The organism is Vibrio sp. 14N.309.X.WAT.E.F5 (assembly GCF_030397615.1).
Lineage (GTDB): Bacteria > Pseudomonadota > Gammaproteobacteria > Enterobacterales > Vibrionaceae > Vibrio > Vibrio lentus.
This window is the reverse complement of sequence record NZ_JAPNXR010000047.1, coordinates 85,650-111,695: the sequence shown is the minus strand read 5'-3', so window position 1 is coordinate 111,695 and position 26,046 is coordinate 85,650. Positions and strand designations below refer to the sequence as shown.

The following is a 26,046-nucleotide window of genomic DNA, read 5'->3' as shown; positions in this document are numbered from 1 at the left end:
TTATAAAGTGTCGTTTAGAACTAGGGCTAATAAAGCTTCACGTGCATACACGCCGTTTTCAGCTTGTTCGAAGTAGTAAGCGTGTGGCGTTTTATCAACGTCAGTGGTGATTTCGTCGACGCGTGGCAGTGGGTGAAGTACCTTCATGTTTTGACGAGCGTCTTTCAATGTATCGGCGGTTAGGATGTAAGCCGACTTCATGTGCGCGTATTCCGATGCATCGAAGCGCTCTTTCTGTACGCGAGTCATGTACAGGACATCCAGTTCAGGCACGACTTCTTCAATGCTGCTGTGGGTGCTGTATTGGATACCCATCTCTTCCAATTCTTCACAGATATAATCTGGCATCGCTAACACTTCTGGTGCGATAAAGAAGAAACGCACGTTATTGAATTTTGAGAGTGCTTGCGTCAATGAGTGCACAGTTCGGCCATATTTTAGGTCGCCGACGAACGCCACATTGAGGTTATCAAGCGTGCCTTGCGTTTCGTAAATCGAGAACAGATCCAACAAGGTTTGAGTCGGGTGTTGGTTTGCACCGTCGCCGCCATTCACTACCGGAACCCCATTCGAAAATTCAGAGGCTAAGCGTGCTGCGCCTTCTTGTGGGTGACGCATCACAAAGGCATCGACGTAAGATGAAATAACCTGTACCGAATCGGCAAGTGTTTCGCCTTTCTTGGCCAGCGATGTGTTGCCGCCATTATCAAAACCGATGACGGTGCCACCAAGACGCTGAACCGCGGTTTCAAATGAAAGGCGAGTTCGAGTTGAAGGCTCAAAGAAGCAGCTCGCAACGACTTTATTTTTCAGCAACTCTGGGTTTGGCTCAGCCTTGAGCCTTGCTGCGGTGTCGACGATAAGCTCCAGTTCATTACGAGTGAGCTCAGGTATGGAGATGATGTGCTTGTTAAATAACGAATGCGCCATAACGGGTCTTCCTTCTATGCATACAGTCAAATTGCGGACAAAAAAAAGCCCCCTAAAAATAGGAGGCTTCGAAATGATCAATAGAGCAAAATAAAAATGACACCACCGCCACTCTTTGGCGTGTAGTTTGACAATAATGTGCGACAGAATTGCGGTTCATTTTTTGCTCTCTTAAGACAAATTGCGGAGGATTATACTCAGATAAAAAGGCCATGCAATACTTTCTGTAAAGTATTCATTTAATGGATTTTTATGCGAAATCGCGTCCGTTTTTAACTTCCATTTAAGCCTTTGTTGAAACAGAAAAACTTGTGTTTTTTTGGGTGATAACTTCTTCAGTCGAATGAAAAAAATGCGGGCTTTATCCAAGGGTTAAATCCCAAGTATGCCACCCGCATTTCCCTGCTATTACACTTAACTTGTTAATGTCTTGCGAACAAGTGAGTGCTTAACTATTTAGATTATTAGTTATCTAGATTCTTAGTTGTTCAGCTTATTAACTGCCTAATGTCGCAACCATCACTGCTTTGATGGTGTGCATGCGGTTTTCAGCTTCATCGAACACGATAGAGTATTCAGACTCAACCACTTCATCTGTTACTTCAACGCCGTCTTTTAGTTGTGGGTATTCAGCAGCAAGCTGTTTGCCTACTGTTGTGTCTTCGCCGTGGAAAGCCGGTAGGCAGTGCATGAATTTCACATGTGGGTTGCCTGTCGCTTTGATCATTTCCATGTTGACTTGGTAAGGCATCATTAGGTTGATGCGCTCAGCCCATGCTTCTTTCGCTTCGCCCATGGATACCCAAACGTCGGTGTATAGGAAGTCACAACCTTGCACGCCTTCTTGAACATCTTCAGTCAGTGTGATTTTGCCGCCAGTGTGCTCTGCGATTTCACGACATTGAGCCAATAGCTCTTCTTGTGGCCAGAATTGTTTTGGAGCAACAAGGCGAATGTCCATGCCCATTTTCGCTGCGCCAACCATCAGAGAGTTACCCATGTTGTTGCGAGCATCACCTAGGTAAGCAAAGCTGATCTCATGCAGCTGTTTACCACGGCCGTATTCCGTCATAGTTAGGAAGTCAGCCAGGATTTGTGTTGGGTGGAATTCGTCAGTCAGACCATTCCATACAGGTACACCAGCGTAAGCGCCTAGCTCTTCAACGATCTCTTGACCGAAGCCGCGGTATTCAATGCCATCGTACATACGGCCAAGAACGCGAGCTGTATCTTTCATTGATTCTTTGTGGCCAATTTGAGAGCCAGATGGGCCTAAGTAAGAAACTCGAGCACCTTGGTCGAATGCAGCAACTTCGAATGCACAGCGAGTACGAGTTGAGGTTTTCTCAAAGATAAGCGCAATGTTTTTACCAGTCAGTGTTGGCTGTTCGTAACCGTTGTACTTCGCTTTTTTTAGCTCCATAGAAAGATCTAACAAGTGTTGAATTTCGCGTGGAGTGAAATCTAGTAGTTTTAGGAAGTTACGATTGCGTAGGTTAAAAGCCATGATGTATTCCTTTTTAGATTTAGGCGCTTTCCTGTTACAGGGAAAGAAAATTCAAGAAAGCGCGATTCAATTTTTAGTTAAATTTGTTCGGTTCGGTTCGGTTCGGTTTGTTTCGTTTAATCTGTTTTCGCAAGCTTTAAAAGCTCTCAAGGTTTAAGGTTCTCAAGCTTTAAGTTTTTCAAGATGATAAAGCTCGCTAGTACGTTAACCTTTGGTGATATTGGTGCCCGCTTGGCCTTGCAGAATTTGCAAGCCATCTTCGAGTGCACCGATACCCACTACTTTGCCGCCTTGCTGAATGAATTCGCACGATGCTTCAATTTTTGGCCCCATTGAGCCGGCATCAAAAGTGAACTTCGCCAATTCGCTTGGTGTGGTGCTGCGCAGTGCGTGTTGAGTTGGTTTGCCCCAATCAAGGTATACAGCGTCAGCATCGGTCAGAATAAGCAGTGCATCTGCATCCAATTGTTTCGCCAAGAAAGCCGCTGACATGTCTTTGTCGATAACCGCTTCAACACCCACTAATTTGCCATTTTCTTTTTTCACTGGGATGCCACCACCACCAGTACAAATCACGAGATGACCTGCATCGATAAGTTGGGTGATCGCGTCGTGTTCAACAATCCCGGTAGGGCGTGGACTTGGTACTACGCGACGGAAATGTTGGCCATCTGGTTTTACGATCCAGTGGAATTTCTCTGCCAATTCACGCGCTTCTGCTTCTTCGTAGATCGGGCCAATCGGTTTGGTTGGATCCGCGAATGCAGGATCATTTGGATCGACTGTCATTTGCGTCAACATGCATGAGATGTTGCGGTTAGGAAGATAGTTCTTGAACTCTTGCATCAGCATGTAGCCGATCATGCCTTGAGTCTCACTGCCCAACACATCTAGTGGGTACGGATTTACTTTTTTGTATTCCAAACCTTGCAGAGCAAGTAAACCAACTTGTGGGCCATTACCGTGCACTAGAACCACGTTGTACACTTTCGCGATTTCAGAGATGGTTTTAACAGCTGTTTCAATATTACGGCGTTGAACATCGGCTTCTAACGGCTCACCGCGACGAAGTAGGGCATTACCGCCGAGTGCAACAACAACAGTTTGCTTAGTCATAATTGTGTTCTCTCATTTTGGCCAAGTTGAGATTATTTAAGCTCGTTCAACTTGGCCGTTTCGTCTTAGTGATTAGATACCATCACGCTCAATTGGACAGCTCATGCAGCGTGCGCCGCCGCGACCGCGACCAAGTTCGTCTCCTGGAATCGGAAGAACCGTGATGCCTGCTTTGTCGTATTTTTCGTTGGTGTATGTGTTGCCTTCGTAGCCAATAACGACGCCAGGTTTAACCGTTAGAACGTTGTTTGCATCGTTCCACTGTTCACGTTCTGCATGGAAGTTGTCGCCACCCGTTGTGATTAGGTTTAGCTTGTCTACGCCAAGTGCTTTTTCGATAGCCGTTACGAAGTAGCCTTCTTCTTTCACTTTCACAGCGCCTGACTCATCGCCAGTTAGGTTCCAGCACTGCACATCCTTACTCACGACTTCAGGGTAAACAGAGAACGTATCTTCGTTCATGTGCGTCATAACGGTGTCTAAGTGCATGCAAGAGCGGTGTTTTGGTAGCTGCATTGCGATAACTTGTTTCGCTTGACCGTGTTTGAATAGGCTAGATGCTAAGTGCTCAACACCTTGTGCTGTTGTACGCTCAGACATACCGATAAGCACCGCGCCACGACCGAGCACAAGAACGTCACCACCTTCAATGGTTGAGTTGTCGTAGTTGATCTTTTCTTCATCGCCGAAGTATTTAATGAAGTCTTGGCCTGCGAATGTTGGGTGCCAGCGGTAAATAGCGCGAACGTGGTTTGTTTCACGTTGACGAGCCGGTTTCGCCATTGGGTTGATAGACACACCGCCGTATACCCAGCAAGATGTGTCGCGAGTAAATAGGTGGTTTGGTAGAGGCTCGATAATGAAGTCGGTTGGTGCGTGCATGCCTTGCATCATTGAAGATGATTTCATTGGCATCTCAGCGTAAGACAAACCGCCCGTTAGAATTTTTGCTAGCTCTAGGTTTGGTAAGTCGCCTAAGTAGCAGCGCACATCATTGGCGAATGTTTTACCCAAACGGTAATCAGATACTTGGCAGCTTAGTAGCCAATCTTTCGCTTCTGGCACAGCTAGTGTGTCTGCTAGCAAGTCAGTAAGAAGAAGAACTTCAACACCTTGATCACGTAGCGTTTGAGTAAATGCGTCATGCTCTTTACCTGCACGCTCAACAGCCAGTACGTCATCAAACAGCAAATCGTGACAGTTAGAGGGTGTTAGGTGAGTCAGTGCGCGTCTTGGACGGTGAACTAGAACGCGGCGTAATTGACCTATTTCAGAACCTACATAGAACTTACTCATGATCGTCTCTCTCTTATATATTTGAATTACTTTTATCGCTAAGAGTAATTATTTATTTTCAGTTGAGAAGAATGAATTATTTTATTCATATCTCTTGTCTGGAATTAATATTACGCCTGCTAGTCAGGTATTCTTAGAGATCTATCACAAATCGTTTTTTATCCCGCAGCCCTTTAAAATCAAGGGTTTTAACAAACTTTATGCACTTTCAACTATTGTCAGCCTTTTCTAAATAGTTAACTCCTTGGGAATATTATGCATGCTTTTTTCATTCGCCTAGCTAGAATCCAATTTGTGAGGGATTATATGCAAAATGGTTTTATTGATAATAATGAGCTTAGATTGGAAGTATGCAATGTTAGTATTTATATATTTAATTTTGTACGAAGAATTAATTATTCTTTAACAATTTAAATGCGAATAAAGCTATTGTGGTCACACTTTATAATTGGGCTTTTTAAGCTGGTTTTCTATAAAAATCACTACTATTTCCTCTTTGGTTATTACTGCGTAAATTACTTTAAATATAATTAACGACAATAAATGACTAAATATTTGTATAAATATAAGAGCGAAGAATAGATGGCGTTTTATTAGTCTTAATGTTGATATTTAAGTGTTGGCTTACTCTTTGTCGCAAGTGGTTTTTGTTTGTTTAAGCTTTGCTACTGAGATAGGTAATAGAGAGGCTTTGGATGAAGCGTGTGCAGCTCGTGAGGTTGTTTTGGTGATCGGGTTAGAGTTGGATTCGATAGCGATAAAAAAAGCCGCTAAGAAAGCGGCTTTGAACGAGAAGATGAAGCTTATTGGCTGTTGGAGCTGCTAGATAAGCGCACCAATACTTAGTACAACGATGCAGAACACCATCAAGATACCGATTAATGGCATTACCCATTTAACCCAGCGCACGTAAGGGACGCGAGCAATCGCCAAGCCACCCATTACTACCGCAGAGGTTGGTGTGATTAAGTTCACCAAGCCTGATGCAGATTGGTAAGCGGTGATAACAAGGTCACGACCTACGCCAGCAAAATCGGCCAACGGTGCCATGATTGGCATAGTCAGTACCGCTAATCCAGACGTTGATGGTACTAAGAATGACAATAGAATCTCTAAGAAGAACATCACGTTAATAAAGATAACCGAAGATAGCCCGGTAACCATTTGTTCTGCAGAGAACAGAATGGTGTCGGTGATCATACCGCGGTCCATCACCACCACAATACCACGTGCGATACCTATGATAAGTGCTACGCCCAGTAGATCTCGGGCACCGTCAATGAAGCTAGTGGTAAACTCTTCTTCGCTCATGCGAGACACAATACCGACGATGATTGTTGCTGCTAAGAACATCGCGGAGATCTCAGCCATCCACCATCCTGCAACGGATACGCCATAAATCATCACAGCGAAAGAGCCACCAAAAATGGTCAGAATCAGTTTACGAGTTGCGGTGAATTCAAGTTTTTCACCACTCGCGTTACCAAGGAAATGTGCTTTGTTCTCTTCGTATTTGTCGTAGACAATCGATGTTGTTGGGTCGGCTTGAACCATTCTTGCGTAACGCATAACGTAAGCGACACAAATACCCCAACCAATAATCAGCATACCAACACGCAGCGCGATACCGTCGGTAAATGGAATACCAGAGGCGTTGGCAGCAATAACGGTCGCGAACGGGTTAATCGTTGAACCTAGCACCCCAATGCCTGCGCCAAGCAGTACCGTGGCAGCAGCAACCAGAGGGTCAAAGCGAGCGGCCATCATTACTGGCACTAGCAGCGTATAGAATGGCAGTGATTCTTCCGCCATGCCGTAAACGGTACCGCCAGCAGCAAACAGCGCCATCAGTATCGGTATCATCAACTCTTCTCGCCCTTCTAGGCGGGCGGTGACACGTTCGATACCGGCATCAATAGCACCAGTTTTGGTTACTAGCCCTAAGAAGCCACCAATGATTAGAATAAACAGTGAAACGTCGATGGCCGCAGCTTCATAGCTATTGTGGTCGTAGAAACCGTCAATAGGCGCAAGCAGTACGTCAATCACACCTTGAGGGTTACCTTCTACGGCTTGATAGGTTCCGGTTACGGGTACTTCTCGACCGAGTTCTTCATTCATGGCTCGGTCGTATTGGCCTGCCGGAACAATCCAGGTAAGGAGCGCTACGAAAGCAATAAGAATAAATAAAATGGTGTAGGCAGAAGGGAATTTAAAATTGGCAAAGAAGCCGCCCTTTTTTGTCTCGCTTGGTATTGTCTGAGTCGTCATAGCTATCTCCTTACATCATCTTAAATAAAAGTGATGTGAATTAGCGACTAATGATTTATAGATTGTAAACATACTGATGCTTATAAAGTATCCAGCGATATAAAATTGCTGACTTTAAATTAAGTTCGTTTTTATATTTACTGATCCAAATGAAGTTAGATTTAATTTAGCTGCGGTTATTTTATTCCTTACCTAGCTATTTAAGTTTGGTGCTGTTCACAAAAATAGTGGCCAATAAGATGTCTTGAAAATGGCATAAAAACAGCAAGGTTTTTTGGTTAGTTAGCTTGGATTAATATTCGATGTGGATTAGATGAAAGCGAGGGGAGATTGATTTGGTAAGTGTTGTTATTAGTTGGGTTGAATGATCTTGGAATTTTATTCAAATTTTATTTTTAGGCGGGTTTTAAAGTTTATAATAGTTATTTGATGTGTATCAAATAACACATTGAGTAGAAAACAAAAAAGGAAGCCGAAGCTTCCTTTTAAAGTTTTAACCATCAGCGAATGTTAGATAAACAGACCGCCGAATGCGAAGCCGAGTGCTACCGCAGTACTGATTGTTGCCACACCAGGAATGAAGAATGGGTGGTTGAATACGTACTTACCGATACGCGTTGAGCCTGTGTCATCCATCTCAACCGCTGCCAGTAGCGTAGGGTAAGTTGGAAGTACGAACAGTGCACTTACTGCAGCAAAAGAAGCCACGGCTGTTAGTGGTGCTACGCCAATCGCTAGAGCTGCAGGCATTAGTGCAACCGTGGTTGCGCCTTGAGAGTAAAGCAGCATAGAAGCGAAGAACAGAACAAGAGCCAGCATCCAAGGGTAGTCAGCCAGTAGAGCGCCGGCTACGTCTTTGATTTCAGCAACGTGTGCGTTTACAAACGTTGAGCCTAACCAAGCCACACCCAGTACACATACACACGCAGTCATACCAGAACGGAATGTTGGCGCTGAAGAAATCTTCGCTGCATCAATCTTAGTGAACATAACAATTGCAGCAGCTGCTGCCAGCATCACAGACATGATTGCTTCGTTACGGCCCAGAGCTGGGTTTTCAATTAGGCCAACAGAGCTAGAGATAGCCGCTGCGTAACAAACCACGAAACCAATCGCCGCTAGGAAGATGTAAGTCGCTCTCTTCGCTGTTGGTAGAATTTCGCGCTTCTCTTCTGTTGCCAGTTTGATTAGACCTTTCTCTAGACGCTCTTGGTAAACAGGATCATCTTTCAGTTCGCAGCCCATGTAGTTCGCGACAACCGCACCAACCATACAAGCGATGAAGGTTGTTGGAATACAAACCATTAATAGCGTTAGGTAATCAACACCAAACGGTGCCAGCATTGCTGCGAATGCCACAACCGCTGCCGAAATTGGCGAAGCTGTGATAGCAATTTGAGAGGCTACAACTGCGATAGACAGTGGACGAGAAGGACGCACGCCTTGGCCTTTCGCTACTTCTGCGATTACAGGAAGCGTTGAGAATGCTGTGTGGCCAGTACCCGCCATTAGTGTCATTACAAAGGTCACGATTGGCGCGTAAAAGGTGATGCGTTCAGGGTGCTTACGCAAAAAGTTTTCTGCAATTTGCACCAACCAGTCCATACCGCCAGCAACCTGCATTGCTGCAATTGCGGTGATAACCGACATGATGATCAAGATTACATCGATCGGGATGAAAGACTGGCTTGTTGGAACACCAAGAATAAGTGAAAGGGCAATAACACCAGCACCACCGGCAAAACCAATACCGATACCGCCAATTCTGGCCCCCAAAAAGATAAAGAGCAGGACGACAAATAGTTCTACTGCAATCATAAGTAACACCTCATTTAGATTTTATTATGTGAACATTCGCCGCTGGAATGTTCACATAATAGTTCTATGGTTTAGGTTCAATTAAGCAAAAACGCAACCCACGGAAATCCACAAAATAATCAGGGGTAACCGTATTGGAGCCTAAAAAAGGGCTCCGTTTGGAGCCCTTTCTCGCTAACTTTACTCGTAGCGCTTAGCTTTATACTGAGGATGCATTAGATTTTCAACAGAGAAAATGTCATCAAGTTCTTCTTCGCTCAATAAACCGCGTTCTAGAACTACATCACGAACACTCTTACCTGTTTCCGCACAAATCTTACCAACGATGTCACCTTCGTGGTGGCCAATGTATGGGTTTAGGTAAGTTACGATACCGATAGAGTTAAATACGTGAGATTCACACACTTCTTTGTTCACAGTAATGCCGTCTACACACTTGTCGCGTAGGTTCACACATGCGTTTGTTAGGATGTCTAAAGACTCAAACATGCTTTGTGCGATAACAGGTTCCATTACGTTCAGTTGAAGCTGACCGCCTTCTGCTGCGAAAGAAACCGTGTTGTCATTACCTAGAACTTTAAAGCAAACTTGGTTGACTACTTCAGGTACAACTGGGTTTACTTTAGCAGGCATGATTGAAGAACCCGCTTGCAGTTCAGGTAGGTTTAGCTCGTTGAAGCCAGTGCGTGGGCCTGAAGAAAGAAGACGTAAGTCGTTACAAATCTTAGACAGTTTAACCGCTAGACGTTTAAGTGCACCGTGCGTCATTACGTATGCGCCACAGTCAGACGTTGCTTCGATAAGATCTTCAGCCGCTACACACTCTAGGCCAGTTACTTCTGCTAGGTGTTTCACTGCTAGGCCTTGGTAGCCCGGAGCTGCGTTCAGACCAGTACCGATAGCCGTTGCGCCTAGGTTAACTTCAAGAAGAAGCTTTGAAGTGTATTCTAGGTTTTTGATTTCTTCATTGATGGTTACAGCCCAAGCGTGGAACTCTTGGCCAACCGTCATTGGAACAGCATCTTGAAGCTGAGTACGACCCATCTTCAGGATTGTGTTGAATTCTTGGCTCTTAAGCTCGAATGCGCCTTTTAGGTATTCGATAGCGTCAATCAGTTTACGAACGCTGTTGTACACAGAGATACGGAAACCAGTTGGGTACGCACAGTTTGTTGATTGGCTGCGGTTTACATGGTCATTCGGGTTGATGAACTCATATTGGCCTTTTTCTTTGCCCATAAGTTCAAGTGCCACGTTTGCCACAACTTCGTTAGCATTCATGTTTACAGAAGTACCAGCACCACCTTGGAATACATCCGATGGGAACTGATCCATGCACTTGCCAGTGTCTAGAATTAGGTCACAAGCTTCGATGATGTACTTAGCCACTTCGCTTGGGATTACACCTAACTCTTTGTTTGCTAAAGCCGCTGCTTTCTTTGTCATCACCATACCGCGAACGAATTCAGGTACATCTGAGATCGTTACATTTGAGATGTTGAAGTTTTCAACTGCGCGTAGAGTGTGGATGCCGTAGTAAGCATCAGCCGGAACATGACGTTGACCTAGTAGATCTTCTTCGAGACGAGTAGCTTGAGGAGCTTCAACTTGAGCTTCTGATAGATTAGCCATAACAGGATCCTTAGAGAATTATTCTGATTATATAGTTAGTTATTAGCCTATTCTGTGTGCAAATACTCCGTTCGCTAGAATATTGGGCTGATAAATCCGTCCTGACTTATGTGGCACATGATACTGTACCTAGCGCATAAAAATATTAAGTTGATCACCTTTTTCGGTTTTGTTTCGTCAATATTTTGCAAAGTTATTCTCGGTCAATAAACACGCTTATTTACAGGATAAATTTGAGATTGATAGAGCTTTCAGCGTAAACTGGGAGTAACAAAGGAGGGCGTGTGTTTCCTATCTTATTATTACTATTTATCTTCGTACCTATCATTGAGATTGGTCTATTTATTCAAGTTGGTGGCTTCTTAGGATTGTGGCCAACTATTGCGTTAGTTTTGATTACTGCATTTGTAGGTGCATCGCTTGTTCGTAGCCAAGGCATTCAGACACTTATGTCTGTGCAAGGTCGACTACAACAAGGCGAAATGCCAGCACAACAGATTCTTGAAGGCGTGATGCTTGCGGTTGCTGGTGTATTGCTGCTGACTCCGGGCTTTATGACGGACGCACTCGGTATGTTGGTATTGCTACCAGCACCAAGAGCGATGATTGCCAAGAAAATGATGGAAAAAATGATGGTTAGCAATATGTCTGGCGGTTTCCATGCGGGTGGACAGGCTGGTTTTGGTCAGAGTCCATTTGGACAAGACCCATTCAATCGCGATCCCTCTGACCAATCAAAAGACGGCAACACTTTTGAAGGTGAGTTTGAGAAGAAAGACGACGACAACGATCGTAACCGCTTAAACTAATCCGTTTTTTCTATTCTGTGTTTTTCTCTCTTCTTTATATAGAGGGAAAAACAGAAAAGGCTCTTACCTTTATCCTTCGCAAGCAAGTGATAATGGTAAGAGCCTTTTTTATTGCATGTTACCGGCTATTTACGATTGCTCGCAGGAGCAGGTAACAGGCCGTGTGAACAGTTATTTACTGAGATTGATTTACTGAGATTGGGTTATACCGCGCCTTCAAAGCCCATTTGTCGCCACGCTTCGAATGCAATAATAGCAACCGCGTTAGATAGGTTTAGGCTACGCGCATCTGGCATCATTGGAATACGAATGCGTTGTTCCATTGGCATACTTTCGATGAACTCAGCAGGCAGGCCACGTGTCTCAGGGCCAAACATCAACACATCACCTTGTTGGAATTTTGCATCAACGTGGTGACCTGTTGTTTTAGTGGTGCAAGCGAAGATACGGAAATCACCTTCGCGTTCATTCTCTAGATACTCAAGGAAGGCTTCTAGGTTCTTGTGACGCTTAACACGCGCTAGATCGTGGTAATCCAAGCCAGCACGACGAACTTTCTTCTCTTCAAAATCAAAGCCAAGTGGCTCAATCAGGTGCAGGTTTGCGCCGCAGTTAGCACATAGGCGGATGATGTTACCCGTATTGGGCGCAATTTCTGGTTCGTATAGAGCGATATCAAACATGTTGGTTCACAAGAATATTCAAAGATAGCCAGAGTATACGGTGGCAAGCTGAGTGAGTACAGTTCACCACCATCAGCTTATGCTTGATTCACGAGTGCTTGCGCGTAGTTTGCTGACACCGCATTCCAATTCACCACGTTCCACCATGCATTGATGTACTCAGGACGACGGTTTTGGTAGCTGATGTAGTAGGCGTGTTCCCAGACATCGAGTGCAAGAATCGGCTCACCGTTGCTGGCGATGGTATCCATCCACGGGTTGTCTTGGTTTGAGGTCGAGATGATCTTCAGTTGCCCTTCTTCAACCACTAGCCAAGCGAAGCCTGAACCAAAGGTATTGATTGCCGCTTGTGCGAACAACTCTTGGAACGCTTTGAAATCCCCGAATGTACTTTTGATAGCCTCACCAAGTTCGCCCGTCGGTTCACCACCGCCATCTTGCGACATGCAGTTCCAATACAAGATGTGATTGTAGTAACCACCACCATTGTTGCGAACCGCTGGGCTGTGCTGAGAAATATTAGCGAAGATCTCGGTTAGAGATTGCTGTTCAAGTTCACTGCCAGAGACAGCCGCAACAAACTTGTCGTAGTAGGTTCTATGGTGCTTGCTGTAATGCACTTCCATCGTCTTAGCATCAATGTAAGGTTCTAGGGCATCGTAAGCGTAGGGTAGAGCAGGGAAAATGTGTGACATGGTAAATCCTCCTTAATTAGAGGATTTACCATAATGATAATAACAATCATTATCAACTGTGATCTTTGTGGGGGTATTACACCGGTAGGATAGGTAAGGTGATTTCCAGCTGTAGTCCGCCCAATGTGCTGCGACTGGCTGTGATGGTTCCGCTGTGTTGGCGAATTGCACTCTCAGTAATGGTTAACCCAAGTCCAGTACCGCCTGAGTTACGATCTCGCGCCGTTGAAACACGATAGAACGGTCTGAAAATCGAATCGAGTTCGTCATCAGGCACACCATCGCCATTGTCATTCACGCGAATGGTCAGCTGATCCTGGACAACATGGAATTGCACATCGACTTGGTCTTTACCGTAGTAGATGGCATTACGCGTAATATTGTCTAAGGCACTCATCAGCAGCTTAGGATTACCCGAAATAGAACGATCTGGGATCTCTGAAAACGTCAGTAATTTACCCATCTGCTCGGCTTCAAACTCTGCGTCTTTTAATATCTCTTCCCATAGACTTGAGAGTGGTTGAACTTCACGAGTTATGTGGCTGTCGACCTGCATGCGAGAGAGCGTAAGCAGTTCACTGATCATCTGCTCTAATCGCTGTGCTTCCATATCGATACGTTCTAACTCTTGGCTCTCACCTTGTTTACGAATCGCTAATGCATTGGCCATACGCAGACGAGTCAGTGGTGAGCGCAGTTCGTGTGAAATATCAGAAAGAAGGCGTTGTTGCCCTGAAATCATCTGGTTTACCGCTTCGACCATCTGGTTAAAGCTTTCACCCGCTTGCCTGAATTCTGATGTGCCTTTTTCGAGTGTTGGATCGACCTCGAATTGGCCTTTCGCCACACGTTGCGCTGCGCGTTCAAGCCTACGGGCCGGTTGGCTCAATGCCCAAGCTAACCAAAGTAATAGTGGGGTACTCGCTAGCATGACAGCAAGTAATAGCTGTAAAGGCTTATCAAACAGTCGTAGCAAAAATGGCGGTGGTTGATTCCACTTCACTCCGGCGTACATCAACAGTTCTTCACCTGCGAGTGTAATCGGCACAGGCCCTGCGACCATGTAATGTCCGTAAAGCTTTTGTTTCGGCATCTCAGGGTTATCAATCGAGGTAACAAAGTTACGAATCGCCTTAAGCTTATAGTCAGAATGCCTTTTCGAAGTAAGGACTGCACCTTCAAGATCGGTTAAATAGATACGAGCACGAGAGTCCTTACGGCTACGTGGAGCCTCAAGTTGGAACACAATTTTGCCTAGATTCGGTTCTTTGGCGTAGCGTTTTTCTGTGATTTTAGCGATACGCTCTAATTTATTGAGATGATCGGCGGGCACATCTCGCGCCACTCGAGGATCGAGGTGCGGTAGAGATAACACGGATAAAAGCACCAGTAACATGGTGAACCAAAAGATGGCAAAGATACGTCCATATAAGCTAGTGATTTTAGGTATACGCATTAACCTTCCTCTACCAATAAATAGCCACGGCCACGTAAGGTTTTGATGCGAGATTTACCGTCATTACGTTCTGGAATCTTCTTACGTAAATTAGAGATGTGCATATCAATTGCACGGTCAAATGCCGCCAGCCTTTTGCCTAATACATCTAAGCTCAATGCTTCTTTGGTGATCACTTGCCCCGGGTTTTGGATTAGATGGCTTAGCAAGGCGAACTCAGTGGTGGTGAGATCGATTTGCTGACCATTACAGTAAGCTTCTTGCTTGCCGGGGAACACTTCGATGTCTTGGTATTGAATGGTATCACTGGCTGCTTTAGGTGCCGAAGCGGTTTGTGTGCGACGCAAGATGGCACGAATACGAGCGAGAAGTTCACGGTCACTAAACGGTTTTGGTAAGTAATCATCCGCGCCAAGTTCAAGGCCAATCACACGGTCGATCTCTTCACCTTTAGCGGTCAGCATTAATACCGGTGTTTCCCAATTTTCTCTCAACTTCTTAAGGGTTTCCATGCCATTAAGGCGTGGCATCATCACATCCAATAGGATCAAGTCTATCTCATCATTGATGGCCTCAAGCCCCGCATAGCCATCATTGGCTTCGGAAACAGTAAACCCCTCAAAGCTTAGAATGTCTTTAAGTAAGCCGGTTAGCTCGGTGTCGTCATCAATAAGAAGAATGTTCGCCATTGGGAAGCCTTAATTGGTTATTTACACGTTAATAATACTGCTAATTATTCGTCAACTTTCACTCTTTACGATTCTTTACGCTTTCTAAACGTCGCTTTACGAGGGAAAGACTAATCTATATCTAAGCGCTGAGAAACAGACGCAACACATGACTTATTATACCGAATTGAGGCAACAATTATGAAAATGACTAAGAAACTTGTACTAGCAGCTGCGGCACTTCCACTAATGTTAGGTACAGCAAGCGCATTCGCATATGGCGGCGGCGATAAAGGCGACCACAAAGGTATGCATGGTAAATGTGGCGGCTTCGATAAGAAAGTGATGCGTCAACTAGACCTGACTGATGCACAGAAAACAGAATTGAAAGAGATGCGCGAAGCGAATCGTGCAGAGATGAAAGAAAAACACGCTGGTAATAAAGCCGATAAAATGGCGAAAATGAAAGCGCACCAAGAGAAAGTTCAAGATTTAGTTCTAGCGGATACTTTTGATGAAGCGGCGGCAAACGACCTAGCAAGCCAAATGGTTGAGAAGCAAACTGAGCGTCGCGTAGCAATGCTTAAGAAACAACACCAAATGATGAGCGTACTAACTGCTGAACAAAAGACTCAATTGAAAGAAATCCAGCAAGAGCGCATGACTAAGTGTGCTGATAAAATGGAAAAACGCATGAACAAAGACAAGTAATTCATGGCTTGAGAAAGCCGGACTGAATGAAAGTGTTGAGAAAGAAGCGGCCGCGTGCCGCTTTTTTTGATCCCTAGAAATGAATGTTTTACATCCGAGCTGTCATATTCAATTGATTGTTTGCAGGTTATACTTTGTGCTATCAGTCACTTTATAGCCAAATTATGAAACAAGAATACGCACGTTTAGTTACGCTCGCCGCTTGGGCAGCCACAACCATCGCCACTATCTTATTGATAGTGAAAGTCGCAGCGTGGTGGGTGACAGGTTCTGTGAGTCTGTTGGCTTCCGTAGTGGATTCAATGTTGGATATTGCGGCCTCAGTCGTCAATCTTATCGTGGTTCGCTACTCTCTCCAGCCCGCTGACAAAGAACACACCTTTGGTCATGGTAAGGCTGAATCCCTTGCCGCATTAGCGCAGGCAATGTTTATCTCCGGCTCGGCTTGTTTCCTCATTCTTAACGGTATTGAGCGCTTCTTTAGACCCCACGAACTGAACTCCCCAGAAATTGGTATCTATGTCAGCTTATTCGCGATGGTGATGACCTTCGGTTTAGTTCGATTCCAAAAGCATGTCGTAAATAAAACTGGTAGCCAAGCCATTGCGGCTGATTCACTGCACTACCAAACCGATCTCTATATGAACGCCGCGATTATGTTGGCACTGGCGTTGAGCTGGTTTGGCATTGGTCAGGCGGATTCGGTGTTCGCGATTGGTATTGGTATCTACATCCTATACAGCGCTTACCAAATGGCGATGGAAGCGGTGCAATCTCTGCTTGATCATAAGCTGCCAGATGAAGAGCTGAAACAGATTAAAGAGACATCATTGAGCATTGAAGGCGTGCTGGGTGTGCATCAATTACGAACTCGTCGTTCGGGGCCGATTCGCTTTATCCAACTGCATTTAGAATTGGAAGATAATATCCCACTTATTGAAGCGCATCGCATTTCTGATGAAGTGGAGGCCAAGCTTATCTCTGTGTTCCCTGATGCTGATGTATTAATTCATCAAGACCCGTATTCGGTGGTGTTTGGCCCGGAGAAGCAGCAGAAATTCCATTCTTGGTAATAGGTGGGAAAAGCAGCCCGCAAATGGTAAGTGGGTGGCTTTTGAACTAAAGTGAGTAAAAATTGCGAATTCTTTGGTGATACAAAAACCACCACATAACAATTAATGTTGATTCTGATGTGAATCAACAAAGTTACTGAGTAAAACTGTAATACTCTTACAGAAGTAGAAATGTTACATAAATTTACGCGATTTAAGTGCTATTCCTATTGAGGAAATGTAACATAAAGCACATATATAGATTTAAAATCTTGTTGATATACAATCGGCAAGCAAAAGAATTGAATAATAGATTCCCAAAAATCGAGGGTGAGCATGATTAAGAAGATCGGTGTTTTGACCAGTGGTGGTGACGCTCCAGGCATGAACGCAGCAGTACGCGGCGTAGTTCGTACCGCACTATCAGTTGGCATTGAAGTTTACGGCATTTATGATGGCTACCAAGGCCTTGTTGAAGACCGTATTGAAAAGCTTGACCGTTCAAGCGTATCTGACGTCATCAACCGCGGCGGTACTTTTTTAGGTTCTGCACGTTTCCCTGAATTCAAAGATGTTAAAGTTCGCGAGAAAGGCATCGAGAACCTTAAGAAGCACGGTATCGAAGCACTTGTTGTTATCGGTGGCGACGGCTCTTACATGGGTGCTAAGAAACTGACAGAAATGGGTTACCCATGTATCGGTCTTCCAGGCACTATCGATAACGATATTGCAGGTACTGACTACACAATCGGTTACCTAACTGCACTTAACACAGTTATTGATTCAATTGACCGTCTACGTGACACGTCTTCTTCTCACCAACGTATTTCTATTGTTGAAATCATGGGCCGTCACTGTGGTGACCTTACGCTTATGTCAGCAATCGCGGGTGGTTGTGAGTACATCATTACTCCAGAGACTGGCCTAGATAAAGAACAGCTTATCAGCAACATCCAAGATGGTATTGCGAAAGGTAAGAAGCACGCAATCATCGCTCTAACTGAGCTAATGATGGACGCGAACGAACTTGCTAAAGAGATCGAATCTTCAACAGGTCGTGAAACTCGTGCAACTGTTCTTGGTCACATCCAACGTGGTGGTCGTCCTACTGCATTTGACCGTGTACTGGCTTCACGCATGGGTAACTATGCTGTTCACCTTCTTCAAGAAGGCCACGGTGGTCGTTGTGTTGGTATCGAGAAAGAAGAACTTGTTCACCACGACATCATCGACTGTATCGAGAACATGCAGAACCCAGACCGTTCTGAGCTGTTCCGCGTTGCAGAAGAGTTGTTCTAAGCCACGCTTAGCGTTCGCTTGAAAATTTGAAAACCGCTGATAAATCAGCGGTTTTTTTGTGCCTGCAGTTTAGGTTTGAAGCTTGAATTCCAAATGACAGACAATAAAAAAGGCCAACCTAAGTTGACCTTTCATCTAATCTAAACGGTGAAGTTTAAATTAAGCTTTTGCTTCAGCTGCTGCTTTAGCGATAGCTGCGAAGCTTTTCGCGTCAAGAGCTGCGCCGCCAACTAGAGCACCGTCGATGTCTGGTTGTGCGAAGTAAGCTGCTGCGTTTTCTGGCTTAACAGAACCGCCGTATTGGATAACAACTTTCTTAGCAACGTCTTCTGATTTCTCAGCGATGTGTGCACGGATTTGAGCGTGGATGCGTTGTGCATCTTCAGCTGTAGCTGCTTTACCAGTACCGATAGCCCAGATTGGTTCGTAAGCGATGATAGCGCCTTCAAGAGCTTCAACACCTTGAGTGTTGATAACAGCGTCAAGTTGACGAGCACATACAGCAACAGTTTCGCCTGCTTCGTTTTGTGCTTCAGATTCACCGATACAAAGAACTGGAGTTAGGCCGTTCTCTTTTAGGAATGCGAATTTCTTAGCAACAAATTCGTCAGACTCAGCGTGGTATTCACGACGCTCAGAGTGACCGATGATGATGTGAGATGCGCCGAACTCTTTAAGCATTGCTGGAGACATGTCGCCAGTGAATGCACCGCTGTTGTTTAGGTCAGAGTTTTGAGCACCTAGGATGATCGCGCTGCCCGCTTCAGTAAGCGTACGCTCAGCAAGATCAACGAAAAGTGCTGGTGGAGCAACTGCTACGTCTACGCCTGTTACGCCTTCAAGTTCAGCGTTAAGACCGTTTAGTAGATCAACAACCATTTCTTTGCTGCCGTTTAGTTTCCAGTTACCCATAACTACAGGATGACGCATAGGAATATCTCCAAAGTATTTAAATAAATCGAATGTAAAAAAGTAAACTTTATTACGAAATAATATAACAGAATAATATCAACAGATCATGACTGTGGTCATGACTTTCTTGGATCTTACTCAATGGTCAGAGTAGATTTTGAGCATATATCAGTGATCCGGCAGACAGAATAATAGCTAACTTCTCGGATTTTTCATCGTTAGTTGCTATTAAGGGACAAACGATTGCGTTAACAATAGGAAGTAATAATGCCGAATCTAGTTCTAGAGTACTCAAATTCAGTGGATGAGCGAGTGAATATCCAAGGTTTACTGGAAGACCTTCATCAAGTTACATTAAACTGTGGTTTGTTTGATGTACCTTCTGTGAAGTCTCGTTCACTGCGCTGTCATAACTGGTTGGTCGGTGATGAAGAGGACAATGTGGATTTTGTTCATATTAGCTTTGAGTTGCTTTCAGGACGTACCGAAGAACAGAAAAGAGAATTGTCGCGTTTGTTGATGCAAACCCTACAAGAACAGGCAAGCCATATCCGTAGCCTAACAGTCAACATACGAGATATGGATAAAAGTTGCTTTCAGAAAGTGATGAATTAGCTTAAAAGAATCAACTAACTAAAAGTGATTAACTGACTATTTGCTGCTAACTTTTTGGTAGCGTATTAATTTTTTGAGTATTTAAGATGTCGATGAAAGATTTACTGCTCTCTTTCAAGGGGAGAATTGGTCGTAAGACTTACTGGATTTGGAATATTTTCTACTATATCGCGATTACTGGTTTTGCCACCGGTATCTCGGTTTTGTTCCCAGCATACTCCTATCTCCTGTTACCAATCTTCCTTCTATTACTTGTTATTCCAGATCTTGCCGTTACCGCTAAGCGCTGGCATGACCGCAACAAGTCGAACTACTGGCTATTGCTGAATGTACCGCTCGTACTCGGGCGACTTGCATCACCTATGGCTGCGACTACGACAGAGCCAGTATCGCCTATTCACATGGCGGCAACGGTTGCTGCACTCGTGTGTGGTTTGTGGATCTTGGTAGAGTGCGGTTTGATGAAAGGCACTGAAGGCCGCAATGATTACGGTGAAGATCCAGTTTAAAGATTGGATGATTCATCAGTAAAAAGGGAGCATTGCGCTCCCTTTTTTGTTCTAAGGCATTTTATTTTTAATGCGTTTTTTACGAATATATTTGGGTTCTTAGTACATTTTTGGTTCTGTATTGGGTCTAAAAGGCACTACATTTTCTGGCAGAGGCTCTTCAAAGCTGCAACGACCTTGAAGCGCGTCTTGGAACTTACACACTTGGCAGCTTAATTCCTGCATCAGCACGACATTGGCATGATGCGGGTTTTTACAACGACTAACCACTAAGTCTATGTGGCTCTGTTGAGCGCGAAGTCTGTCTTGCATGGTTTCAGAGGCCGAACAGATCATCTGTTCGCACATCTCATGTTTGAATTGATTGAATGCTTTTGGATCGCTTTTCGCGAGTTGGACAAGTTCATCAAAGGGGGGCAGTTTTTGATCTGGCTGTGGATGTCCCATCTTTCCTTCCTTAGCATTAAGCATGTTTCATATGCTTTAAGCTTAAGAAAGAAATTTGTACAAATTTTGTTCTATTTTTATTTTCTCAATATTGAGACAGTATTAGTAACTTGGCGTTAGGGTATAAGTACAACGACGTTCGCCAGTAATGATGTGCTCAGTGCGGCTCACATGACATTCATCTTTGAGTAATTCTTTGAAAACATTGAGTTCTGATTGGCAGAGGCTAGGGCAACGAGTTGCAGCCTTACAGATAGGGCAGTGGTTTTCGATCAAGATGTAGTGATCGCCTTGATCTTGAAGTTCAGCCATATACCCTTCTTCTTCTCGAAGTTGGGTTAGCTTTTCAAGTTTACTCAGCAGGTTGTCGCAGCCAGATAGGGCCGTTTGATATTGCTTTAACGTGTGTTGTTCACGTTCAGCGGCCACTTTAGCTAGCCCCTCTTTACCAAACAGGTTTTCGACAGCATCTATCACTTGAATCGTGAGCTCACCGTGTCGATCTGAAAATTGACCATGACCTTGCTGAGTCAGTGACCAATGGCGAGTTGGGCGACCTACTTTTACTTTGACGTCATGAAACGCAAGAATACCGTCATCTTCCAAACTTTGTAGGTGCTGTCTGGCACCCATTGTCGTCATGCCAAATTCTTCTGACAGTTGTTTCGCGGTTACCGCGCCTTGACGCTTAATGGTCTGTAAGATTTTGTCGCTTGTTTTCATACTATCTCTACCTAATGAACCTTACTATTATGAGGCAAGGTGTTTATAAAGCAAACCATTTACTATGGCGTAGGTGAAATGCACGGGTTATTGATGGCCAATAAAACAAAAGGCTGATACTTGGTATCAGCCTTCGTGTGTTCTGTTGAACCTAGTTTAGGTTTACAGGATATGACCAATCACTTCTGGGTCTTTACGCTCTAGGTAGTGAATAGACTTGATGCGGCGAATAGTACGGCAGCGACCACGGATAAGCAGTGTTTCTGTGGTTGCGATATTGCCTGTACGAGTGATGCCTTCTAGAAGGTCACCCTTAGTAATACCCGTTGCAGAGAACACAACGTTGTCGCTACGAGCCATGTCTTCCATCTTCAACACGATACCCGCCGTTACGCCCATCTCAGCACAACGCTCTAATTCAAGCTCACCGTGTTTACGGTTCTCTTCTGTATCGCCTTTTACTTCATGACGAGGAAGCAGACGTGCGTGCATGTCGCCGTCGAGTGCGCGAATAACCGCAGCTGACACGACACCTTCAGGAGCACCACCGATGCAGTACATTACGTCAACTTCGCTGTCTGGCATACACGTTAGGATAGAAGCCGCAACATCACCATCTGGCACTGCGAATACACGAACGCCCATCGCCTGCATGTCAGCAATCACTTGATCATGACGTGGTTTAGCAAGAGTGGTTACTACTAGTGTATCGAGTGTTTTACCTAGTGCTTTCGCAATGTTTTCTAGGTTTTCTGTCAGTGGCAGTTCTAGGTCTATCACGCCTTTTGCGCCAGGACCAACAACCAATTTTTCCATGTACATGTCAGGCGCTTTAAGGAAGCTGCCTTTTTCGCCTGCAGCCAATACCGCCAATGCATTTGATTGGCCCATTGCTGTCATGCGTGTCCCTTCAATTGGGTCAACGGCGATATCTACTGCATCACCGCCAATACCGACGTTTTCGCCGATGTATAGCATAGGTGCATCATCGATTTCACCTTCGCCAATAACGATCTCACCGCTAATTTCGGTTTTGTTCAGTAGGCTACGCATTACTTCTACAGCAGCGCCATCTGCAGCGTTTTTATCGCCGCGGCCAAGCCACTTGTAACCAGCTAGTGCTGCACCTTCAGTGACACGAGAGAATGACATTGCTAAATCGCGTTTCATGCGGACTCCAAAATTTTCAAAGGGGGAATAGAAATTTCGCGGCGAATTTTACCATATCCCAAAGGAAACGTTTGCCTTTTTGTTTTTGGGGGATTGCTCTCGATCAATTTGCAGGTGAAAACAGGTAATATTCATCAAAATAATCAGTCTGTTGTCGCGCTAGTAATAATTCACGTCAATATTCGGTAAAAAGCGCTGTTTTTTTCATCGAATGGCGCAAAATATCGAATATATAGAGTGTTTATCCTTGCTCTGCTGAGTAGAATGGGGAAATAAGTGGAGTAGACCTTCACCATCAAATGGATAACTTAAAGGTAGGCCAGAATGTCTTTTGAAGTACTAGAGCAGCTAGAAGCAAAAATTCAAACAGCAGTAGATACAATTGCACTTCTTCAAATGGAAGTGGAAGAGCTTAAAGAAGAGAAAGAAGCACTAGCAACAGAAGCTGGTGAGCTAAAAGCAAGCCGTCACGACTTAGAGCAAAAAACTCAGCAAATGCAGGAAGAGCACTCTGCATGGCAAGATCGCATCCGTAACCTTCTAGGTAAAATGGATGACGTTGAGTAATTGACTCTTCAGATTTAAAAAAACGCCCGCTACTCAGTAGCGGGCGTTTTTGTTTGTATTCTTATGCTTTGTATTCTACGGCTTGTTTTATTATTTGAAGCTGAGTGAGTTACTCGGCCTCTTCTTCTTCTTCAACATCCAGATCGAGTTCTACATCCAAAGGCTCTGCCGAAAGAATAATGCCCGTGTTGTCTGCGTAGAGGTAATCTTCCGGTAAGAAGGTTACGCTGCCAAAGTTGACCGGTACGTCTAATTCGCCCACACCTTCTTGGCTCGCACCAACGGGAATAGACGCTAAAGCCTGAATACCAAGGTTCATGTCTTCTAGCTCATCGACTTCGCGTACGCAGCCGTAAACCACAATACCTTCCCACTCATTGTCTTCGGCAAGTAGGGCTATTTCAGCATCGATCAGCGCTTTTCTCAGTGAGCCGCCGCCATCGATCAACAACACCCGCCCCAGACCATCTTGTTCTAATACAGACCGAATCAATGCGTTGTCTTCAAAACATTTTATCGTCGAGATCTGTCCGGCGAATGACGCTCGTCCACCGAAATTACTGAACATTGGCTCCACGACATCAACTTGATCCAAATATATGTCGCACAGTGCTGAAGTGTTGTATTCCATTAGCATACCTTTTGAACAATGAGCTTACTTTGAGTATATCGGTGCTTGATCCCTTTGCAATGATTAGTCTGAATTAACTCAATAGAGTTTGAGCTACGACAACCCCTGCAAACAGTAGATTAGTCACCAGTGAACATTTCACAATAACGGGCATCATTGGGGCAATCTGAGCCGGTTTTTCGGTTTCCCAAACGGCTTTGCCATGCTTGTACACAATAATAATGCTGAGTAAAAACGGCAGGCTAATCCAGACCGGTTTTTCTTGAATCAGTAGGTAGATGGCGAAAGACGCAAGCGCCAAACCAAGCAGTGCGAAATGGTATTGCTTAGCTTTACGTTGCCCTAGGCGAACGGCCATGGTGCGTTTGCCACATTCGCTGTCGTTTTCAATATCGCGCATGTTGTTGATGTTGAGAACGGCAACCGCCATTAGTCCACAGCCTAGCGCTGGAAGGAACAGGCTTGGCTCAACATGACCTGTATGTAAGAAGTAAGTACCTGAAACCCCTAACAAGCCAAAGAAGATAAACACCGACAAGTCGCCAAGGCCAATATAACCATAAGGCTTATTACCGACGGTATAGGCAATCGCTGCGACAATCGCTAAAACACCTAACGCAATGAAAGATAAGATGCTTTCGAGTGAGCTCAGTGCATGAAAAATAAGAATCAACCCAGCAATGACCGTAAATACGATATTGAGAATGATCGCTTGTTTCATAGTTTGGGCGGTGACAGCACCCGATTGCATGGCTCTCATTGGGCCTAGGCGTTTGTCGTTATCCGTGCCTTTAACCGCATCGCCATAGTCATTCGCTAAATTCGACAAGATCTGTAATAGCGTGGCAGTTAAAAATGCCAGCAAGGCTATCGACAAAGAGAATTGGTCGTTGGCGAACGCTAAACTACTTCCTGTAAGAATAGAGACAAGTGCGAGAGGCAGAGTTTTTGGTCGTGCGGCATCAAGCCAAATCAGTAGAGATTGTTTCATCGTAGGTCTAATTCTTTGTAAGTCTTCGTTTCATACTGTGATTTGAGTATACGCCCATTTTTCAGGTAATAAAAAGCCCACTCGAAAGTGGGCCTTGAATTCGCTTATTAGCTGCTATTTCTTTGAGATAGAGCAATAAGTTGGAGTTTCCTGTGCTACAGGATGAAGCGGCTTAGGTCTTCGTCTTCTACGAGCTCGCCAAGCTTAGATATTACATAAGCTTCATCAATCACCAATTTGCTGCCTGCTCGGTCTGTTGCGTCGAATGAAATCTCATCCATTAGGCGCTCCATGACGGTATGTAGACGACGCGCACCGATGTTTTCAGTAGTTTCGTTCACACGCCATGCTGCGTCAGCAATTTGGTTGATGCCATCTTCAGTGAAATCAATGCCGACATCTTCTGTTTTCATCAGGGCAATGTACTGCTCGGTCAGTGATGCCTTTGGCTCAGTAAGAATACGTTTGAAGTCATGTGCAGAAAGCGCTTCAAGTTCAACGCGGATTGGCAGACGACCTTGCAGTTCAGGGATCAAGTCTGATGGCTTAGCCACTTGGAATGCACCTGAAGTGATAAACAAGATGTGGTCAGTTTTAACCATACCGTGCTTAGTTGATACTGTGCTGCCTTCGATAAGAGGAAGCAAGTCACGTTGAACACCTTCACGAGATACATCTGGGCCTGAACTGTCGCCACGCTTACAGATTTTGTCGATCTCATCGATGAATACGATGCCGTTGTTTTCAGCGTTGAAGATCGCGCTCTCTTTTAGCTCTTCCTGGTTCACAAGCTTCGCAGCTTCTTCTTCAGTCAGTGCTTTGAATGCGTCTTTGATTTTCATCTTACGCTTTTTCTTGGTGTCGCCAGCGAGGTTTTGGAACATGCCTTGTAGCTGGTTAGTCATCTCTTCCATGCCTGGAGGTGACATGATTTCAACACCCATTTGTGGCGCCGCTACATCAACCTCGATCTCTTTGTCGTCTAGCTTACCTTCGCGCAGTTTCTTGCGGAAAATCTGACGAGTGTTTGAAGAGGTTGTTTCTTCCGTTGATTGCTCGTTCTGACCCCAAGCATCGCGTGCTGGTGGTAGAAGGGCATCAAGAATGCGTTCTTCAGCTTGTTCTTCTGCGCGGTATTGTACTTTTTCCATCGCTTGCTGGTGCGTCATCTTGATCGCAACGTCCGTTAGGTCACGGATGATGGTTTCAACTTCTTTACCTACGTAGCCCACTTCAGTGAACTTAGTCGCTTCTACCTTGATGAAAGGCGCGTTTGCTAGTTTTGCTAGACGGCGAGCAATTTCAGTTTTACCTACACCGGTAGGGCCGATCATCAGGATGTTTTTTGGTGATACTTCAACACGCAGGCTTTCTTCAAGCTGCATACGACGCCAGCGGTTACGCAGTGCGATAGCAACTGAACGCTTAGCGTTGTCTTGGCCGATAATGTGGCGATTGAGTTCGTGAACGATTTCGCGAGGAGTCATCTCAGACATGGTTTTTCCTTAATTCTTTAATCACTGTTGAATACAACGTTA

Annotated in this window: 26 protein-coding genes; 8 read left to right on the top strand and 18 right to left on the bottom strand. The window is 44.8% G+C overall.

The window, feature by feature from the left end; all coding sequences use genetic code 11:
* The 4 genes from pyrB to arcA all read right to left on the bottom strand — a co-directional run bounded on the left by pyrB (nucleotide 1) and on the right by arcA (nucleotide 4,849).
* On the bottom strand, nucleotides 1–930 hold the full coding sequence (gene pyrB, locus OW495_RS23610) for an aspartate carbamoyltransferase (protein ID WP_010435407.1): 930 nt from the start codon (nucleotides 928–930) through the stop codon (nucleotides 1–3).
* 496 nt (nucleotides 931–1,426) lie between these two features.
* On the bottom strand, nucleotides 1,427–2,437 hold the full coding sequence (locus tag OW495_RS23605; protein ID WP_017063666.1) for an ornithine carbamoyltransferase: 1,011 nt from the start codon (nucleotides 2,435–2,437) through the stop codon (nucleotides 1,427–1,429).
* A 204-nt stretch (nucleotides 2,438–2,641) separates the two neighbouring features.
* Nucleotides 2,642–3,553, bottom strand: a complete 912-nt coding sequence (gene arcC, locus OW495_RS23600) for a carbamate kinase (protein WP_017108588.1) — start codon at nucleotides 3,551–3,553, stop codon at nucleotides 2,642–2,644.
* Nucleotides 3,554–3,625: 72 nt separating this feature from the next.
* Nucleotides 3,626–4,849, bottom strand: a complete 1,224-nt coding sequence (gene arcA, locus OW495_RS23595) for an arginine deiminase (RefSeq protein WP_017104611.1) — start codon at nucleotides 4,847–4,849, stop codon at nucleotides 3,626–3,628.
* Between the two features lie 616 nt (nucleotides 4,850–5,465).
* On the opposite strand from arcA, the gene OW495_RS23590 reads away from it, so the two are divergent.
* A complete protein-coding gene (locus tag OW495_RS23590; RefSeq protein WP_102314076.1) occupies nucleotides 5,466–5,675 on the top strand; it encodes an arginine deiminase in 210 nt (69 codons plus the stop codon).
* Here the strand turns inward: OW495_RS23590 and OW495_RS23585 are convergent.
* The 3 genes from OW495_RS23585 to aspA form a co-directional block, all read right to left on the bottom strand.
* A complete protein-coding gene (locus OW495_RS23585) occupies nucleotides 5,672–7,120 on the bottom strand; it encodes a YfcC family protein (RefSeq protein ID WP_017108586.1) in 1,449 nt (482 codons plus the stop codon). The genes OW495_RS23590 and OW495_RS23585 overlap by 4 nt on opposite strands.
* A gap of 510 nt (nucleotides 7,121–7,630) precedes the next feature.
* Nucleotides 7,631–8,938, bottom strand: a complete 1,308-nt coding sequence (locus tag OW495_RS23580; protein ID WP_017083813.1) for an anaerobic C4-dicarboxylate transporter — start codon at nucleotides 8,936–8,938, stop codon at nucleotides 7,631–7,633.
* Between the two features lie 180 nt (nucleotides 8,939–9,118).
* Nucleotides 9,119–10,570, bottom strand: a complete 1,452-nt coding sequence (gene aspA, locus OW495_RS23575; protein WP_017083812.1) for an aspartate ammonia-lyase — start codon at nucleotides 10,568–10,570, stop codon at nucleotides 9,119–9,121.
* 284 nt (nucleotides 10,571–10,854) lie between these two features.
* Between aspA and OW495_RS23570 the strand changes: the two genes are divergently transcribed.
* Nucleotides 10,855–11,379, top strand: coding sequence for an FxsA family protein (locus tag OW495_RS23570; protein WP_102513649.1), 525 nt, complete (start codon nucleotides 10,855–10,857; stop codon nucleotides 11,377–11,379).
* Nucleotides 11,380–11,582: 203 nt separating this feature from the next.
* Here OW495_RS23570 and trmL read toward each other — a convergent pair whose 3' ends face one another.
* The 4 genes from trmL to OW495_RS23550 form a co-directional block, all read right to left on the bottom strand.
* On the bottom strand, nucleotides 11,583–12,062 hold the full coding sequence (gene trmL, locus OW495_RS23565) for a tRNA (uridine(34)/cytosine(34)/5-carboxymethylaminomethyluridine(34)-2'-O)-methyltransferase TrmL (protein ID WP_009844716.1): 480 nt from the start codon (nucleotides 12,060–12,062) through the stop codon (nucleotides 11,583–11,585).
* Nucleotides 12,063–12,139: 77 nt separating this feature from the next.
* Entirely contained in the window at nucleotides 12,140–12,757 is a 618-nt protein-coding gene (locus OW495_RS23560) for a superoxide dismutase (protein WP_102513648.1), read from the bottom strand.
* 76 nt (nucleotides 12,758–12,833) lie between these two features.
* Nucleotides 12,834–14,213: an envelope stress sensor histidine kinase CpxA gene (gene cpxA, locus OW495_RS23555; RefSeq protein WP_065104146.1), complete on the bottom strand. Its 1,380-nt coding sequence runs from the start codon at nucleotides 14,211–14,213 to the stop codon at nucleotides 12,834–12,836.
* On the bottom strand, nucleotides 14,213–14,902 hold the full coding sequence (locus OW495_RS23550) for a response regulator (RefSeq protein ID WP_102513647.1): 690 nt from the start codon (nucleotides 14,900–14,902) through the stop codon (nucleotides 14,213–14,215). Before OW495_RS23550 ends, cpxA begins: the two co-directional genes overlap by 1 nt.
* 180 nt (nucleotides 14,903–15,082) lie before the next feature.
* On the opposite strand from OW495_RS23550, the gene OW495_RS23545 reads away from it, so the two are divergent.
* The 3 genes from OW495_RS23545 to pfkA all read left to right on the top strand — a co-directional run bounded on the left by OW495_RS23545 (nucleotide 15,083) and on the right by pfkA (nucleotide 17,943).
* Nucleotides 15,083–15,592, top strand: coding sequence for a CpxP family protein (locus tag OW495_RS23545; protein WP_076668755.1), 510 nt, complete (start codon nucleotides 15,083–15,085; stop codon nucleotides 15,590–15,592).
* 164 nt (nucleotides 15,593–15,756) lie between these two features.
* Complete coding sequence (gene fieF, locus OW495_RS23540) at nucleotides 15,757–16,665, top strand: CDF family cation-efflux transporter FieF (protein ID WP_029223213.1); 909 nt, start codon at nucleotides 15,757–15,759, stop codon at nucleotides 16,663–16,665.
* Nucleotides 16,666–16,980: 315 nt separating this feature from the next.
* Nucleotides 16,981–17,943: a 6-phosphofructokinase gene (gene pfkA / locus OW495_RS23535; protein ID WP_029223212.1), complete on the top strand. Its 963-nt coding sequence runs from the start codon at nucleotides 16,981–16,983 to the stop codon at nucleotides 17,941–17,943.
* 159 nt (nucleotides 17,944–18,102) lie between these two features.
* Here pfkA and tpiA read toward each other — a convergent pair whose 3' ends face one another.
* Nucleotides 18,103–18,873 (bottom strand): triose-phosphate isomerase, encoded by a 771-nt coding sequence (tpiA, locus tag OW495_RS23530; protein WP_012604968.1) that lies wholly within the window; start codon nucleotides 18,871–18,873, stop codon nucleotides 18,103–18,105.
* Nucleotides 18,874–19,122: 249 nt separating this feature from the next.
* On the opposite strand from tpiA, the gene OW495_RS23525 reads away from it, so the two are divergent.
* Nucleotides 19,123–19,470, top strand: coding sequence for a 5-carboxymethyl-2-hydroxymuconate Delta-isomerase (locus OW495_RS23525; RefSeq protein WP_017077592.1), 348 nt, complete (start codon nucleotides 19,123–19,125; stop codon nucleotides 19,468–19,470).
* A gap of 86 nt (nucleotides 19,471–19,556) precedes the next feature.
* The gene (locus tag OW495_RS23520) at nucleotides 19,557–19,979 is read left to right on the top strand and encodes a DUF805 domain-containing protein (protein WP_122054814.1); all 423 of its coding nucleotides are present in this window, start codon (nucleotides 19,557–19,559) and stop codon (nucleotides 19,977–19,979) included.
* A 99-nt stretch (nucleotides 19,980–20,078) separates the two neighbouring features.
* Here the strand turns inward: OW495_RS23520 and OW495_RS23515 are convergent, their stop codons facing one another.
* The 3 genes from OW495_RS23515 to glpX form a co-directional block, all read right to left on the bottom strand.
* Nucleotides 20,079–20,426 (bottom strand): DUF3135 domain-containing protein, encoded by a 348-nt coding sequence (locus tag OW495_RS23515; RefSeq protein ID WP_017104624.1) that lies wholly within the window; start codon nucleotides 20,424–20,426, stop codon nucleotides 20,079–20,081.
* Nucleotides 20,427–20,528: 102 nt separating this feature from the next.
* Nucleotides 20,529–21,149: a metalloregulator ArsR/SmtB family transcription factor gene (locus OW495_RS23510; protein ID WP_017104625.1), complete on the bottom strand. Its 621-nt coding sequence runs from the start codon at nucleotides 21,147–21,149 to the stop codon at nucleotides 20,529–20,531.
* A gap of 162 nt (nucleotides 21,150–21,311) precedes the next feature.
* On the bottom strand, nucleotides 21,312–22,319 hold the full coding sequence (gene glpX / locus OW495_RS23505) for a class II fructose-bisphosphatase (protein WP_004729697.1): 1,008 nt from the start codon (nucleotides 22,317–22,319) through the stop codon (nucleotides 21,312–21,314).
* Nucleotides 22,320–22,643: 324 nt separating this feature from the next.
* On the opposite strand from glpX, the gene zapB reads away from it, so the two are divergent.
* Nucleotides 22,644–22,886: a cell division protein ZapB gene (gene zapB, locus OW495_RS23500; RefSeq protein ID WP_017104626.1), complete on the top strand. Its 243-nt coding sequence runs from the start codon at nucleotides 22,644–22,646 to the stop codon at nucleotides 22,884–22,886.
* A 109-nt stretch (nucleotides 22,887–22,995) separates the two neighbouring features.
* Here zapB and rraA read toward each other — a convergent pair whose 3' ends face one another.
* The 3 genes from rraA to hslU form a co-directional block, all read right to left on the bottom strand.
* Nucleotides 22,996–23,517, bottom strand: a complete 522-nt coding sequence (gene rraA, locus OW495_RS23495; protein WP_289888615.1) for a ribonuclease E activity regulator RraA — start codon at nucleotides 23,515–23,517, stop codon at nucleotides 22,996–22,998.
* A gap of 73 nt (nucleotides 23,518–23,590) precedes the next feature.
* Nucleotides 23,591–24,508: a 1,4-dihydroxy-2-naphthoate polyprenyltransferase gene (locus OW495_RS23490; RefSeq protein WP_017104628.1), complete on the bottom strand. Its 918-nt coding sequence runs from the start codon at nucleotides 24,506–24,508 to the stop codon at nucleotides 23,591–23,593.
* A gap of 155 nt (nucleotides 24,509–24,663) precedes the next feature.
* Nucleotides 24,664–26,004: an HslU--HslV peptidase ATPase subunit gene (hslU, locus tag OW495_RS23485; RefSeq protein WP_289888614.1), complete on the bottom strand. Its 1,341-nt coding sequence runs from the start codon at nucleotides 26,002–26,004 to the stop codon at nucleotides 24,664–24,666.
* Nucleotides 26,005–26,046: the final 42 nt, after the last annotated feature.